General features: G+C 47.0%; 13 protein-coding genes. 5 read left to right on the top strand and 8 right to left on the bottom strand.

The features are described from left to right. Positions 1 to 1,938 carry a thiol reductant ABC exporter subunit CydC gene (cydC, locus tag EL84_RS04260; protein WP_082218833.1) on the top strand — a complete coding sequence of 646 codons (1,938 nt, stop codon included), beginning with the start codon at positions 1 to 3 and terminating at the stop codon, positions 1,936 to 1,938. 393 nt (positions 1,939 to 2,331) lie between these two features. Here the strand turns inward: cydC and EL84_RS04255 are convergent, their stop codons facing one another. Then, the gene (locus EL84_RS04255) at positions 2,332 to 3,363 is read right to left on the bottom strand and encodes a LacI family DNA-binding transcriptional regulator (protein WP_047841064.1); all 1,032 of its coding nucleotides are present in this window, start codon (positions 3,361 to 3,363) and stop codon (positions 2,332 to 2,334) included. 490 nt (positions 3,364 to 3,853) lie between these two features. Here EL84_RS04255 and EL84_RS04250 point away from each other — a divergent pair, with 490 nt between their 5' ends. From EL84_RS04250 to EL84_RS04240, 3 genes are all read left to right on the top strand, one after another. Then, positions 3,854 to 5,197 carry an ABC transporter substrate-binding protein gene (locus EL84_RS04250; RefSeq protein WP_047840831.1) on the top strand — a complete coding sequence of 448 codons (1,344 nt, stop codon included), beginning with the start codon at positions 3,854 to 3,856 and terminating at the stop codon, positions 5,195 to 5,197. Positions 5,198 to 5,335: 138 nt separating this feature from the next. Further along, on the top strand, positions 5,336 to 6,229 hold the full coding sequence (locus EL84_RS04245; RefSeq protein WP_036613007.1) for a carbohydrate ABC transporter permease: 894 nt from the start codon (positions 5,336 to 5,338) through the stop codon (positions 6,227 to 6,229). Continuing rightward, entirely contained in the window at positions 6,229 to 7,047 is an 819-nt protein-coding gene (locus EL84_RS04240; protein ID WP_036667927.1) for a carbohydrate ABC transporter permease, read from the top strand. The genes EL84_RS04245 and EL84_RS04240 overlap by 1 nt, the downstream gene beginning before the upstream one ends. A gap of 121 nt (positions 7,048 to 7,168) precedes the next feature. On the opposite strand, the gene EL84_RS04235 is transcribed toward EL84_RS04240, so the two are convergent. From EL84_RS04235 to EL84_RS04225, 3 genes are all read right to left on the bottom strand, one after another. Continuing rightward, positions 7,169 to 8,128, bottom strand: a complete 960-nt coding sequence (locus EL84_RS04235) for an MraY family glycosyltransferase (RefSeq protein ID WP_036613004.1) — start codon at positions 8,126 to 8,128, stop codon at positions 7,169 to 7,171. A 118-nt stretch (positions 8,129 to 8,246) separates the two neighbouring features. Further along, complete coding sequence (locus tag EL84_RS04230) at positions 8,247 to 9,062, bottom strand: hypothetical protein (protein WP_047840830.1); 816 nt, start codon at positions 9,060 to 9,062, stop codon at positions 8,247 to 8,249. 68 nt (positions 9,063 to 9,130) lie between these two features. Next, entirely contained in the window at positions 9,131 to 9,448 is a 318-nt protein-coding gene (locus EL84_RS04225) for an ArsR/SmtB family transcription factor (RefSeq protein WP_047840829.1), read from the bottom strand. Positions 9,449 to 9,803: 355 nt separating this feature from the next. Between EL84_RS04225 and EL84_RS04220 the strand changes: the two genes are divergently transcribed. Next, positions 9,804 to 10,193 (top strand): nuclear transport factor 2 family protein, encoded by a 390-nt coding sequence (locus tag EL84_RS04220; RefSeq protein ID WP_047840828.1) that lies wholly within the window; start codon positions 9,804 to 9,806, stop codon positions 10,191 to 10,193. A gap of 672 nt (positions 10,194 to 10,865) precedes the next feature. Here EL84_RS04220 and gntK read toward each other — a convergent pair. The 4 genes from gntK to EL84_RS04200 all read right to left on the bottom strand — a co-directional run bounded on the left by gntK (position 10,866) and on the right by EL84_RS04200 (position 15,810). Further along, entirely contained in the window at positions 10,866 to 12,416 is a 1,551-nt protein-coding gene (gene gntK, locus EL84_RS04215; RefSeq protein WP_047840827.1) for a gluconokinase, read from the bottom strand. Positions 12,417 to 12,692: 276 nt separating this feature from the next. After that, the gene (locus tag EL84_RS04210; protein ID WP_036612996.1) at positions 12,693 to 13,520 is read right to left on the bottom strand and encodes a carbohydrate ABC transporter permease; all 828 of its coding nucleotides are present in this window, start codon (positions 13,518 to 13,520) and stop codon (positions 12,693 to 12,695) included. Positions 13,521 to 13,540: 20 nt separating this feature from the next. Beyond that, on the bottom strand, positions 13,541 to 14,407 hold the full coding sequence (locus EL84_RS04205) for a carbohydrate ABC transporter permease (RefSeq protein WP_036613110.1): 867 nt from the start codon (positions 14,405 to 14,407) through the stop codon (positions 13,541 to 13,543). 128 nt (positions 14,408 to 14,535) lie between these two features. Beyond that, positions 14,536 to 15,810, bottom strand: coding sequence for an ABC transporter substrate-binding protein (locus EL84_RS04200; protein WP_053061379.1), 1,275 nt, complete (start codon positions 15,808 to 15,810; stop codon positions 14,536 to 14,538). Between the last annotated feature and the right edge of the window lie 271 nt (positions 15,811 to 16,081).

Below are 16,081 nucleotides of genomic sequence, written 5' to 3'. Positions count from 1 at the left end.
ATGAAGTCCGGATATGAGCATATGGAGACCGTCCGTAACGAAAAAGAAAAAAATAGCTGGATTGCTCCGTATGTGGCACAGTACCGCTGGAGATTCATCGCAGTTATTGCGCTGGGTACATGCGCTGCACTGTGTGCGGTACTGCTGCTGTTCACCTCCGGATTTCTGATCTCCAAGTCTGCGCTGCGTCCTGAAAATATTTTGATGGTGTATGTACCTATTGTTGGTGTACGTGCATTTGGGATATTCCGCGCCGTGTTTCGATATATCGAGCGATTGGCAGGACATGATGCCGTACTGCGGGCGTTGGCCGATCAGCGGGTGAAGCTATATCGCATTCTGGAGCCGCAGGCCCTGTTCCTGCGTTCTCGTATGCAGACCGGGGATGTACTTGGAGCACTCGCCGATGATGTGGAGCGGCTGCAGGATATCTATCTGCGTACAGTCTTCCCCGCCGTTACCGCGCTCGTGATGTACGGTGGGGCTGTGATTGCCTTTGGCAGTGTTGATCTGGGATTTGCGGTGTGGATGGGTTTGTATATGTTATTTCTCGTTGCCGTGTTACCTGCGATCTCCCTGAAAGTGACTTGGAAATGGCGTGTACGGCTGAAAAAGGAAAACAGCAGGTTGTATACCCGTCTGACCGACGGTGTACTTGGACTGGGAGATTGGCTTGCAAGTGGACGAGCGGCCGAATTTGTTCAGCAGCAGGAAGAAGCGGAGGAACAGGTCGACGCGATTCGTCGCAAGTTGCGGCGCTGGACACGCTGGCGTGATCTGATGGCTCAGTCTGTCATTGGCCTGCTGGTGGTATCGGTTACGTTATGGGCCGGAAATGCCGCTTCTATCGGGCAATTGCCTGCCGTGATGATTGCTGCTTTTGTATTGGTATTATTTCCGCTCACGGAATCAATTCTGCCTGTAGGGGATGCGGTGGAGCATCTTCCCCAGTATCGAGAATCGCTGGATCGCTTGAAACAGCTCGAAGGGAAAGGGTATCTTCCGTTGCAGAATGGAGTTGGTGATGCGGATGGAACGGGCGAATCGATCTCTGTAGTAAAAAACGGCAACGTGATGGCCGGACAGACATCGGAGTCCTTGCCAGCTGCGAATGTTATCCCGGACAGACGAATTCGTCTTCGTATTCCACCCAAACTCAGAGCAGACATCGAGATTAATCTCGTAAGTTATCGTTATGCAGCGGATGATTCCTACGCCGTACAGGAGGTATCCCTTCATCTGCCACAAGGCAAACGATTAGCTATTCTTGGACGAAGCGGCGGCGGCAAATCAACCTTGTTGAAGCTGATTCAGGGGGCATTACTTCCGTCTGCGGGGAAAGTTCTGATCAATAATATGCCTGTGCAGACCTTGGGTGAGAGTGTCACTGATGTCATCGCAGTACTGAATCAGAGCCCACACCTGTTCGACACCACGGTAGCCAATAATTTGCGGATTGGTCGTCCACATGCAACGGATGAGGAGATTCGTCAGGTGGCCGCCCAAGTAGGGTTATCCGGTCTAATCGAATCTTTGCCGCAGGGATATGATACGCCAATGCTGGAGACGGGCCTGCGTTTCTCCGGTGGGGAAAGGCAACGGATCGCTCTGGCCCGGGTACTGCTTCGGGAGACACCTGTTATTATATTGGATGAACCAACCGTAGGGCTTGATCCGTTGACGGAACGAGAGTTGATGCGCACCATTCTGGATAGCTTGCAAGGCAAGACGATGATCTGGGTGACCCATCACCTGATTGGTGCGGAACAGATGGATGAACTTATTTTTATGGAAAATGGAAAGATTGCCATGCAGGGTTCTCACGAACAATTGCTGGCTGGGGAAGAGCGATACCGCCGTCTCATTGAACTTGATCGGCCGGGGTGGTCTGACTTGCAGACAGTAGAGGGCAAGCTGCCTGCTGCCGCTTCCAGATAGCAGGAACTTTCTCGGCAAATGGAAGCGAATAGCGTGTCTCAAGTTTATTAAAAACAAAATAACACAAACAAGGGATGTCCCCTGTCATATTCATGACTTATGGGACATCCCCTTTTCGCTTCCTGGTGTGGACTATATAAATTGAACTAAAGAATATTTACACTTGCCACTCCGATGACAGAACAACCTTCTGATCGCTGTTATCCCCAGATTTTTTATATTCGGCTTTACAAAGGAGAAAATCTGGTGATAAAGGCGAACGCTCCGCTTCTTCAGGTTATTTCTGTCCTTTACGTTCTCGTGTAAATGTTTAGTTCAATTTATATAGTATTAAAAATCGCTATGTCTATGATGTGAATTGATCTGCAGCAGCCAGTCCCAAAGGCTTAACGCTCAGATTTCCTGTGCCAGCAGCATGGCTGTGCCACAGGATTGACGTACAACCAGTTCCGGCTCTACTTTAATGCAACGATTATCCATTTGTTTGTTCATCAGATCAAACAGAATCATGGCAGCAAGGCGTCCAATTTTGTCCGTATCCTGCTTGACAGTTGTGAGCGGTGGATCGGTATAACGGCAGGCCTCGATGTCGTCACAACCTGCCACAGCTATATCTTCTGGAATGCGTAACCCCACTTCCTTAAAGGCGCGAATAGCTCCAAAGGCAAGTAGATCTGTGGCTGCAAACACGGCACGTGGCAGAGTCTTGCAGGCGAGCATTTTCTTGGCCGCTTCGTATCCATCCGCTGCGGCATAATCTTTGCTGTATACAACCCACTCGGGCTTTTCATCAAGACTAAACTGATTTAGTGAACGTTTGAAAGCCATCTCTCTCTGTTGCATCACAAGAGAGGCGCGCTCCAGCCCGATAAAACCAACATCTCGATAACCGTTCATATAAAATTGTTCTACAACTTTGGTTGAGATCTTATCGTTATCGGACATGATGTAACAGGAGCTTTGTCCTGTTAGCTCGATATCTATTCCTATACAAGGAATCAGGCTGGCATCCAGGTCGAATATGCTGCTCTCGACCTCATCCCCCGCAATAATAATACAGCCATCCACTTGAAAATACTTGGATCTCGCCAAGTAGTCCTCACCCTGATCCAGAAACTTCTCATTCGAGAAGAAGAGTAGATCGTATCCAAGCAAGCCAATTTGTTTCTTAAACGCATTGATAACCTGTACGAAGAAAGGGTGACTGAAATCCACGTTCAGCTTCCCTGCAAACACAACGCCAACGAGGCTGGATTTTTTGGTTGCCAGTGTTTTGGCTGAAGAAGATGGACGATAGCCTGTCTCTTCCATAATTTTAAGCACACGCTGGCGCGTTTCCTCGCTAATATCTGGATAGTTATTGATAATCTTGGACACCGTGGCTACAGATACGCCGGCTAAACTCGCTATCGTTTTGATATTCATAAACATCCCTCGGATTCCTAAACTGGTTTCGTAAACTGGGGCTGTATCGGTTTTTTCGCTTTCTTGCAAGTATTCTATGCTACATAGACCGGAGAGTCAACAGCAGAGAGAGGGTTTCACACTTGAAATGATATGCATCCATAGGTTTGAAGTGATCAAGGAGGTTTGTCGCGAAAATAAGGACGAATTTTAGCTCATAATCTTAATTGTTTTACAGATTTTGAGTCCATTTAAAGGAATACCGGGTTATCTGGGGCTGTAAATGAAATTATGTCATGTGCTGTGTTTCGTAACTTTCGTAACTATCGTAAAGGTTACCTTGATTTCAACGTATACAGCAATAAATAAAGCTTTTATCAAGCGGGTTGCAGCATGGAAATCAAAAAAACAAAATGACTATTTACAAAATAAAGATCTGAAGTCATAATAAGGGTGAAATTAACGAAACTAATTTCGTAGATTTAATTCAAAAATATGGGGGACAACGAAAATGAAGAAAATGACTTTAGCCATTCTACTTGTAACCGCTTTATTATGTGTGCTCGCCGCTTGTAGTAGCAGCTCTTCGGAATCAGAAGGAACTCAGGCTACAGACAGCAGCAAAAAAGTTACCTTGAAGATCATTCACTGGCAGCAAGAGAATATTAACAACTACATCAAAGAGTTTAATACGAAATTTGAAGCGAAATATCCGGACGTAAAGGTGGAATATACTACGGTTCCGGCAGACGCGACATACGATCAGTTGATGCAAACACGGATGAACGCCGGAAGTAATGGGGACGTAGATATCATTCCACTCAAATCAAGCTTTGTAGGCGCTCCGCAGGAATGGTCCAGTGGTGCTGCTGATCCGATGTGGAAGCAATGGATCGATGCCGGGTTAATCAGTGATCTGTCGGATCAATCTTTTATCAAAAACTACAATGAAGCGGATGTACAGAACGCAATGACGTATAACGATAAGGTGTACGGTGTAAACATGGGCAAGGTGGCATTCACAGGACTGTTTTACAATAAGGAACTCTTCGCAAAATATAATCTGGAAATCCCTACAACCTGGGATGAATTGCAACATGTTATCAAAGTGTTCAAAGACAATGGTGTCGAAGCGCTGGGTCTGGCGGGTAAAGATGTATGGCCAATAGGTCTTGCGGTGCAAGGGCTTCAGGCCTCTATTCATGAAGATCAGCTTGCTTATATCAAAGGTCTATGGACTGGTGAAACCAAGCTGACTGATCCGGTTCAACTTGAAGTCTTGCAGAAATCTCAGGATCTGATGAACAATGCAATGCCTGGTTTCATGGGTATTGACTACGGAACATTGCCCAGTTTGTTCGCTACAGGCAAGGTGGCTATGATTGCTGACGGCACTTGGGATGCAACAACAATTCAAACGGCCAACCCTGATCTGAAGTTTGGATATTTCCCAACTCCAGGTAGCAATGATGCAGCCAAGAACAAAAATCTGGCGGGTAAATACGATATGACCTGGATGGTGGTGGATAACTCACCGAACAAGGATTACGCAATGAAATGGCTTGATATGTTATCGGAGAAAGAGAACTACACGGAATTTGTGAATGCAGCCGGCTTCCTGCCTACACAGCCTGATGTGGAGATGACAAGTGAGTTTATCCAAGGCATTCAGCCTTACCTGGAGGACTTTAAACTTTCTTGGGATCAGTTGTTCATTAACCGTCAGAATGTAGGACAGTACATTTCGGAGGCCAGCGTTCACGCAGAGATGCTCAAGCCGGCCGGACCGATTGCAACACCGGAAGAGCTTGCAGGTAAATCCCAAGCGGACTGGGATGCTGCTGCTCCAAAGTAATTCATAATCATTCATATTCATGGCACAAGTTGGCCGCATGCGCCGGAATAGCGCTCGGGTCTGAGCCTTCAGGCCAGACAAGGCTGTTATTCCGGTTTTCTTATGTCTTAGTTTTACCCCATGAAAGGTGTGAGGACGATGTATCCGTTTGGGAAAGGTAAGGCAAGACTTATTCCTTATCTGTATTTGAGCATTCCGTTGTTACTTTATGTCGTGTTTGGCTTCGGTCCATCACTTGTGACGATACTGTTTTCGTTTACAGATGCTACTGGTGTTCGGGGCCAGGAATGGAGCTTTATCGGCTTTGAAAACTATAAAACATTTTTTGGTGCATCCAATGCTGGAGACCGGATGGATGCTATTGGGCGATCCTTATACTTTGCGTTTGCTGTTGTGATCATACAAAATGCAGTGGGTTTGTTTATAGCGATTTTGATCAATAAAAAGCTTAGAGGCGATAAATTATATCGCGCGGTATTCTTTTTGCCAGTGGTGCTGGGGGTTACTGTGTCTGGACTCATTTGGCAACTCGTTGCAAATCCGCTGGGCGGACCAGCCCAGTCCTTTCTGAATTTCTTGGGTACCAGCTCCAACTTTTTTGGCGATTATAATATCGCCTTCGAATTGATTATTTTTGTTCAAATCTGGATGTACATGGGTTACTCCATGACGATTTTTCTTGCAGGTCTGCAGTCTATTCCGAGCGATCTGTATGAGGCGGGTTACATGGATGGTGCTTCGGGGTGGAAAGCATTTACAAACATTACATTCCCCATGATTGCTCCTGCATTCACCGTTAACATGCTCTTGTCTATCATAGGGGCATTGCAAACCTTTGATATTATCTATGTACTTACAGGCGGCAAGTTCAATACAACGACGCTTGCGTTTGATGTTTATGCTACGGCATTTGGCACAGGAACGGCTGATTACGGTTTGGCTTCTGCTGTGGCGATGATTCAGTTCCTCTTTGTATTTACCATATCGATGGTCGCTTTATTTTACCTTCGCAGAAGAGAGGTGGAAGCGTAATGAAACAGAGCCAAACGTCCAGAATGGTCAGCTACGTTATCGTTCTGCTCATGCTTGCGTTGTACGTTTTCCCTCTATTCTATCTGTTCAATGTATCCATGAAGACACAGACAGAGTATCTGCTCGATCCTGTAGCTCTTACTGAAGGGATCCGGCTTGAGAACTTTTCCGAAGCATGGAACAAAGGGAACTTCTCTCAGTATATGTGGAACAGTGTGCTCTATACAGGGATGTCCACCCTGCTGACGTTGATTTTATCTATATTTGCTGCATTCCCGCTCGCACGCAGATATGTTAAATTCAGCACAATCATTTATATTTTCTTTCTGATTTCCATGTACCTTCCCAACCCGCTCATTCCGCAGTTTTCCCTGATCAATAATCTGGGTCTTTACAACACCCAAATCGGGTACATCTTATTGAAGACGACAGGTACGGGTATTGCCTTTCTCATGTTTGTGGGTTATATCAAATCAATATCGCGTGAACTGGATGAGGCGGCGGCCATGGACGGAAGTGGATATACACGTTATCTGTTCACCATCCTTGTTCCGTTAATGAAACCAATCCTGGCAACAGGTATTATTCTTACCGCGATTGGTGTATGGAACGATATTATCGGGCCGACCATTTATTTATCTGATCCAAATTATCAGCCGGTAACCAAAGGACTCTTTACATTTTATGGACAGTACATGAACAACTGGCCGCTGCTCGCGTGTGGCATTCTGATTGTTACCTTGCCACTGGTTGTCCTGTACGTTGCTTTGCAACGTTTCATTGTTGGAGGTGCTATGGCAGGGGCTGTTAAATCGTAAGTTAGAATCACTCCGCTTTAACTGAAAAGAAAAAAAGGCAAGCGACCCAAAAAAACATCATAAGAAAGCCACCCTCAACGCAATGAAGGTGGCTTCTATTATTTTCATCGTTATTTTGGTTTTATAACTCCACTAACATCAGAATAATGGAGGATAGACACAGACATGTGCTGACTAGATACAGCACACCCACCACCTGATTTTGATTCAATCCGGCACGCAGCAACCGATAATGAGCTTGACTTGCATCGGCCTGATAGATCGCTTTACCTTGAATGAAACGTTTGATAACGACAAATATGTTGTCGAAGATCGGTACACCCAGCGCCAGAATCGGAATGAAGATGGACAACATGGTTGCTTGTTTGAATGCACCATCCAGAGCGATAACCGCCAGAATGAAGCCAAGGAACGTAGCGCCTGCATCACCCATGAACACTTTGGCAGGAGCTTTGTTGTACTTCAGATAACCAATCGTTACACCGACCAGAATGATCGACATGAGTGCGGAATCACTTTGACCTTTGGCAAGCGCCACGATGAACAGGGTAATTGCCGAGATGGCCGATAACCCGCCAGCCAGTCCATCCATGCCGTCCGAGAAGTTGATGACTGTTGTCACCCCGAAGATCCACAGGATCGTGAGAATGAATTGCAGCCAGATTGGAAGCATGACATATTCCGCGTTGAAGGGATTCACGAATCCGGTAAACGCAATGCCAGAAGCAAATACGAGTACTGCCGCAGAGACCTGTACGAGCATTTTGGGCAGGGCAGGAAAATCTTTGCCTTTTGTTTTGTACCAGTCGTCGACGGTACCAATCGTTAGCAGAAGCATACCACCAGCAACCAGAGCCGCTGTTTCCCATGTGATTTCTTTCGTAAGAGCAATGTATGTCAGGAAAAATCCAGTAAATATCGCGTAACTCGCCGTGAGCGGGATAGGTTGCCTGTGTAGCTTACGCTCCACATCTTCCCGAGGCTTGTCCACAAAATCGAGCCGGTGAGCCAATCGACCAAGCGGTGGAATAAGCAGAACCACGACAGCAAAAGACACTATAAAAGCCAGTATGTATACCATAAACTCGCTTGTTTCACTCCCATCTACCAATTTCCCCTTATTATACGAGTTAAACAGGAAATCTGTCGATGTCATTATTGTAACCAGACGTACGCAAAGGTGAGCAAAAGTTCAGGTTTTATTGTATTTGAGGAAGATAGGAGCAGAAATAATGTTTTACGGCTTCTGCATGATAGCCATCATCACCTTGCCAGGTTGCTGCAAAGACAAAATCGCTGGAACCACCTTTGCGTTTTCTCGGTTTATCTCCAGGAGCCAGTATGCCGGCTGCCGCCCAGATTTCCAGCAGGGCATCCCGCTCCTGTTTGCTGGAAGGGAAGAGATCCTTCCACTTTTTCTCAAGTGAGCGAGCACTGTCCTTGGGGTCTTCCGTCTGAGCTGCTTCAAGCAGGTTGACCAGGATGGCTTGGTCTTCAGGGGTTACTTCATAGTTTGCATCGTTGTCCTGAAGCAGTAATTCCAGATCCATCAGGCAATAGATAAGCCAGCCGTGACGCACGCCGCCCCACTTAATCCGTTCAAAATTAAGGACGTTTAAGTCTACATTGGAATATTCCTTGTCTGACTGCAAACGCAGGAAGTTACAATCTCCACAGGCACTGGTGTTAGGGTGAAGGGCAGGGCGCTCCGCATAGGTGTGTAAAGGCATGTTCGATGTTAAAGCCCAGCTGGATAATGCGCTTCGCAGATAGACTTTTTTGGTGGACAGACTATGTAGAAATGCCGAAATCACCCGTTCCTTAAACGAGTCATCCTGATGCATGTCGTATAGACGCTGGACAATCTCGTCATGCGTGATCGTGAGTGGATCGAACATGACACCTTTGCTTTTGGCATATTCAAATTCCTCCCCGGAGAAGGGTAGAGAGGTTGTTTTCCAGCCACCACCTCCCCAGAAGGTGCTCAGCAGTATCTTTGCTGCCTTTTTGTCCATTGGTTAGCCTCCTTTATGGGAATTGCGATTATGATCATTGTGATTCTTCAATCTTAGACCTGCTTACTTTAATTTACGTATTCCTCGTTTGTATTCAGAATCATGTCGACGAGGCCTGGAAAACGTACGTTTAATTCTTCCTTTCGTAGGGAATAAAAGTGCTGTTTACCTTCAATGCGTGGCTGGATCACGCCAGCTTCACGTAAAATTTTGATGTGATGGGACAACGTGGATTTGGAAATATGGTCAACTTCGAAGGCGGAGCAGTTTTTCTCGCCAGAACTGGCCAGACAGTGTGCAATTTTCATGCGGATCGGATCGCCCAATGCATTGCAGACCGTGGTCAGCTTCAATTCCGAAGCCATAGGTATCGTTGGAGTTCTCATATCTATGACGTTAGCATATTCGGCCACACCTTTCAATGTTTGAAATATTTCGAACTATAGAAGTTGAACTTGTAACTATTACACTTGTTTACTCCGATTGCAGTACCATCTTTCGATCGCTCTTATCCCCAGATTTTCTTTATTCCCTTGGTCCAAGGGAAAAATCCGGTGATAAAGGCGAACGCTTCGCTTCTTCAGATTGGTTCTGCACTCTCCGTGTTAGTGTAAAAGTCGGTCTCAACTTATATATTTCTTGCAGGCAGTATAAGAAGTATGATACATTTCTTTTCAATTAGTTCGAAAATATTCGAACTGAAAGATTGGAAAACGGCTTTTTATTCTAGGAGGAATATAAATGAGTACTATGAGTACCACTACACTGTTGAACAACTATTTCCGTTTATTTGATGCTTCACGTACAGACGAGCGCGCCATGCAGGACTTATTGTCCCTGTTTACACCGGACGCAGAGATTGTGCTTAACGGCACCAGCCGAACAGGATTCGATGGTTTTATGAAAGCTTTCTACGAATACAATAAGGATGTAAAACATATGTGGGATGCGTGGGTGCAACAGCCCGACGGCAGTTACCAAACGAACTGGGCGGTATGCGGACAAGCGGCAGACGGAACGGTATATGCCAAAGCAGGCATCGATATCGCACGTGTAAATGATGCGGGACAGATTGTGTATCTGGAGAATGTACAGGCCGACCAGAATGCGTTTAGCAAGTATAATCAGTAATAGCGGAGTATAAATGGTAATAATGAAACGTTAGGAAACGAAGCTCCGCAGTCTTTCAAGCTGTGGGGCTTTTTTTGTTCGCATATTTAGGTGATTTTAAAGGCGCTGGGGACGAGGGCTTCATCACTCTGATAGCACAGTTTCTACAGGGAAATTGGTACACAAAAACTGTACATGAAGATCTGTACATAAAAATCTGTTCATGAAAAAGACCCTCCCACATGTTTTAAACATGGCGGACGGTCCTCATGAACGTGCATAAGACGTAGTCGCTAGAGCCTTAGGTTATTCTGAGCCAGACGCAGCTTAGGAGATGGTGACTTTCTGCATGGTGACAATGGTCTGTCAATTCTAACGAACCTGAGACGCGCTATTGGCCGAAAATCGGCATAATTCAGATTCTAACGAACCGTAGAGACGTTATTTCCGTTCATTCTCACTTTCAGGCAGTTTTTCAAAGCTAAAATCCGATATAAGGTGTCTCAGGTTCGTTAGATTCGAAAACATGCTATAAACATCATATAAGACGTCTACGATTCGTTAGCTATTCCATGTTCAACGATTTGACCCTCCTACGTGTAACATCTTAGGCTAGTAACCCTCAAATCTTCAACTCTCAGAACCTAAACCGCCCCATCCTCCGGTTATCTTGCATGCCATCCCACGCCTTCTCTACTCTTGCATCGTCTTATTCTGAAAGGCAGCGATATCCGCATACTCTTCTTCAAACTTACGGGAGATGCGGATGAAGATCGGGAGCAGCTCCCGGTAGACGCGGACACTGTCCGGGTCAGGCTGGTGACGATGCGTTGATCCGATCATGCCGGAGACGGCACTCAGGGAATCGATGCGGCCAAGAGCGTACAAGCCCAGTACGGCTGCGCCGAGACAGGAGCTTTCAATACTTTCGGGGATGATGACATCCTGATCGAAAATATCGGCCATCATCTGGCGCCACAACTCAGAGCGGGCGAAGCCGCCTGTCGCCTGAATTTTTTTCGGACGGCCAATCTTTTCTTCGATTGCCAGCATGACCGTGTACAGGTTAAACAACACACCTTCGAGCGCGGCGCGAATCATATGTTCTTTCTTATGATGCAGCGTCAGGCCGAAAAACGAACCCCGTGCATTGGGATTCCAGAGCGGAGCCCGCTCACCTGTCATATACGGATGGAACAAGAGACCTTCCGAACCCGGAGGTACATTTTCCGCGACACGAGTGAGCACTTCATATGGATCGATGCCAAGTCGTTTCGCAGTCTCCACCTCGGAAGCTGCAAACTCGTCCCGAATCCAGCGGAAAATAACACCGCCATTGTTCACCGGTCCGCCAATGACCCAGGCATCCTCCGTGAGCGCATAACAGAAGAAACGTCCTTTGGGATCGGTCACCGGTTTATCTACGACTGTACGAATCGCTCCACTGGTACCAATGGTCACGGCCACGACGCCCGGATCAATGGCGTTCACGCCCAGATTGGAGAGCACACCATCACTTGCACCGATGACAAATGGTGTGGTGACCGCAATGCCCATCTCCTTGGCGTACTCCGGGTGCAACCCATGTTTCAGCACATGTGTGGTTGGGACCAATCGGGACAAGTGTTCCGGCGTGATGCCCGCCACATGCAGTGCTTCTGCATCCCAGTCGAGTTTCTCCAGATTCATGAGTCCGGTGGCGGAGGCCATGGAGTGATCAATGACGTATTCAGAAAATAATTTATAGAAAACATATTCTTTCATGGATATGAATTTGTGCGTCTGTCTGAACAATTCAGGCTGATCCCGGGTGAGCCACATGATCTTGGTGAGAGGGGACATCGGATGAATCGGCGTACCTGTTCTCAGGTATATTTCGTGACCATTCATCTCGGATTTGAGTACTTCCGTCCACTCGGCACTGCGATTATCTGCCCATGTCATGGCCCGCATCAGCGGTTTGCCGTGTTGATCGACTGGCAGAATGCTGTGCATGGCCGAACTGAACGATACAAACAGGATCTCCTCTGGCTTCACTCCCGCTTTGGAAGTGGCCTGTTTAACGGACTCGATGACTGCTTTGAAAATATCTTCCGCATCCTGCTCCGCAATCGCAGGTGTGGGGGTGTATAGCGGATAGTCTGCACTGCCTTGAGCCACAATGGTTCCGTTCTGTTCGAACAAGACGGCCTTGGTGGAGGTCGTGCCGATATCTACGCCGATCATATAGGGTGAAGAAGCCATTTTGTCATCCCTCTTTCTTAAATATATAAGTGAAATGAATGCTGTTACACGTTAACACTTCGGGTACAGAAAGCCTTCCGATCGCCGTTATCCCCAAATTTCTTGATTCCCTCTTCAAAGGGAGAAATTTGGTTATAAATGCGAACATTCCATTTCTTCAGGCCCTTTCTGTCCCCTTCGTGCACGTGGCGCTATTCATCCAACTTATATGGCATCTGTTATTTCATCTATAGATAAGAATATCAGACTTGAGGGATGGATCAAAATGCCACAATCTTAGTCCTTCACTGCTCCTGCGGCAATATCCGAAATAAACTGACGGCTGATGAACAGGAACATAACGATGAGTGGAATGACGGCAAGCAACGTACCAGCGATAACCATGGCATAGTCTGTGTTATATAGTCCGTTTAATTGAGACAACGCAATCTGCAACGTATACTTGCGTTCATCCGTCAGGACGATCAAAGGCCACAGATAATCATTCCATACGCCGATAAAGGTGAACGCGCCGAGGAAAGCAAAGGCAGGTCGCAGAATTGGCAGCGCTACGTTCCAATAGAGTCGGAAGAAATTACAGCCGTCGATGCGGCCCGCATCCAGCAGATCGTTCGGAATCGACTCTGTGGCATACTGGCGAATCCAGAAGATACCGAAGGCGTTCACCATGCCCGGAATAATGAGAGCTTTGAAGGAACCGACCCAGCCGAACGTAGCCATGAGCACGAAGGAAGGCACCAGCGACAGCTGGGAAGGTACCATCATGGTCGCGAGGAGCAGGATGAAGAGCCACTTTTTGCCGGGAAATTCAAACTTCGCAAACGCAAATCCCGCCAGTGAGTCAAAAAACAGCACCAGGATCGTGACTAAGCCCGACACAAACAACGTATTCAGAAAAGCTCCCCAGAAGTCAATCTGCTGTAACACCCGCGTAATATTATTCCACAATTCGCCCCCGAACCAGAGCTGGGGTGGAAACTTGTAGATATCGGACGTTGTCCGGGTAGACATTACAATCAGCCAATAGAACGGGAACATGGATATGAGCATGCCCCCGATAAGACCGGTATACAACACCAGCGATTTGAGGTGTTTGGTCGCCATGTGCGCTCCCCCTTATCACATCAGGATGATTTGCCTTGAACAAGCTTCCAGTTCACAATCGAGAACAGGGCGATAATGAGGAACATGCCCCAACCAACGGCAGCGCCATATCCGAAGTAATTGTTAATGAAGGATTCGCGGTAGAGGTACAATACAATCGTCATGCCTGCTGCACCAGCGCCGCCATCATTACCTACCAATACTTGAGGCTCAGTGAACAGCTGCATACCGCCGATCGTTGACGTAATGACCGTGAAAAGGATCACAGGACGCAGCATCGGAATTGTAATTCGGAAAAAGGACTGTATCGCTGATGCGCCATCAATCTTGGCCGCTTCGTATAATGTCTGCGGAATACTCTGAAGTCCGGCCAGATAGATGACGGCGTTATATCCGGTCCAGCGCCAGACCACCATGGAGGAGATTGCGACTTTAATGCCCCATGGTGCATTAAGCCACTCCACAACAGGTAGCCCAACCGACTGCAACAGATAATTGAGAAAGCCATAATTGTTGGCAAATAAAGCACCGAAGATAATGGCTACCGCTACAATGGATGTGACGTTTGGCAGAAAATAACCGACCCGAAACAGGGTACGGAACTTCACAAATGGTGCATGCAGCAAAAAGGCAATAATCAGGGCGAAGAAGAGCATCGGAATCGTCGAATAGATCCAGATCATGAACGTGTTGCCCACGGCTTGCCAAAACTCGGCATCGGTCAGCATGTATTTGAAATTGTTGAGTCCGTTAAACGTCATGACACCGATGCCATCCCATTTATGAAAAGCCAGATAGAGTGAGAATCCGATCGGGAACAGCCCAAATACCGCAAACAGAATGTAAAACGGCGATATCGCAACATAGAGTGCACGATGCTCCCACATTCTGGCCCACAGTGACTTCTGCCGATCCAGATCAGGTCTTGCATTTCCGGGATCGGGAGTAAGACGAGGTTCAGTTACAGCCATATGAATTCCTCCTTTGCGGATAACGAAACCACACGTTGTTCAGGTTAACGCTGCAATTCCCGCTCGACGCGGTGTACCGTATCTGTCCAGACCTGCTGTGGATCGGCATTTTGCTTCGCGACATCATTGAGCCGCCGGGTGATAATGTTGTGTACGGATGGATATCTTTCGCCAAAGAAAGCATCCGGCACATCCTGTGCCGATTCGGCAAATACAGGCCCTGTCGCCTGTCCACCGAAGAAAGGTTCTTTTTCTTTCATGGCAGGATCATCAAACACACCTGGTGCAGAAGGGAACAGATTCAATGTCTGATATTGCTCCAGTTGATTTTCGGGACTTTGCAGCCAGCGAACCAGTTCAAAGGCTTCCTGAGGATGTTCACTCGACTTCAGGATGGACAGGAATGATCCTCCGTTGTTGCCATCTCCCCCTGGTGCCCGAGCGACCCGCCACTTCCCGGATGTATCCGGAGCGGCTTCCTGAAGAACTTGTTTCATCCAGACAGCGCCCACGAAAGAGGCGATTTCGCCATTATTCATCGCGGCGTTCCAGCTTGGAGTCCAGCCATCTGCATTGGCTAGCAGTCCCTTCTCTTTGAAAGCAACGGCCGTATCCCAGCTCTTGCCCACAATAGGGGAATCCATGCCGATAAAGGAGCCGTCCGGCCGGAAATAACGCTCCGCAGACTGCGATATGACTTGATTGTAAACGGTTGCAATATTGTCGGTTAGAAAAACCTTGCCTCCGAATTTTTCCTTGAGCTGTTCTCCGGCAGCAGCATATGCATCCCAACTGTTGATCTGGCGTGTAACGTCTTCGGGATCAGATGGCAATCCGGCCTCCTTGAACAGATCTTCTCGGTAGAAGAGGGCTGTTGGGCCCGTATCCATCGGGAAACCGATCATCTGTCCGCTTGGCGTAACGCCTTGCTTCCATTTCCACGGCAGATATTGGTCTTCAATATCTCCTGCACCGAGATCATACAGATTATAGAAACGGTCCTCACTGGGGAATAGCTCCATGATCCAGTCGTTCAATGCCACAATGTCTGGTTCACCTGAGCGTGCAGCGAGTGTTGTTTTGAGTTTTGCTTTGAAATCACCGCCGATTTTCTGAGCTGTCAGTTCGATATTGGGGAACTTTTCCTTAGCCCTGGCAATCAACTTATCATCAATGGAACGATTCCAGTACCATAATGTAAGCGCTACCTTTTTGTTGTTCGCTGAATCGTCCTGTCCGGGCCAGATGGAGCATCCGCTTATGAGCAGGACGCAGACCATCAGTATGGCTGTCCAGCATGTTCTTTTCCGGCGGATCATGTGCATTACCCCCTCATCATTAAGTTCGAGGCATGAAGTGCTTTGGACTACAACATTAGTGTATGAGCAGTTTATAAACTCATACCCAATATTCCTAAAATGAAACACATATTTGTGTCGATTGCGTAACATAAATTGGGTAGTTACTTTAAAAATAAAAGTTACTTGACACATTATAATTTTTATTCTAAACTAACTTACATAAAGTAACTAATGATGATGAGAATAATATAGATACGTACTATATAACATCCAAGTGATCCAATTTCAC

The sequence above is a fragment of the Paenibacillus sp. VT-400 genome, from assembly GCF_001029205.1.
Taxonomy (GTDB): Bacteria; Bacillota; Bacilli; order Paenibacillales; family Paenibacillaceae; genus Paenibacillus; species Paenibacillus amylolyticus.
This window is presented reverse-complemented; position numbering and strand designations above follow the sequence as displayed.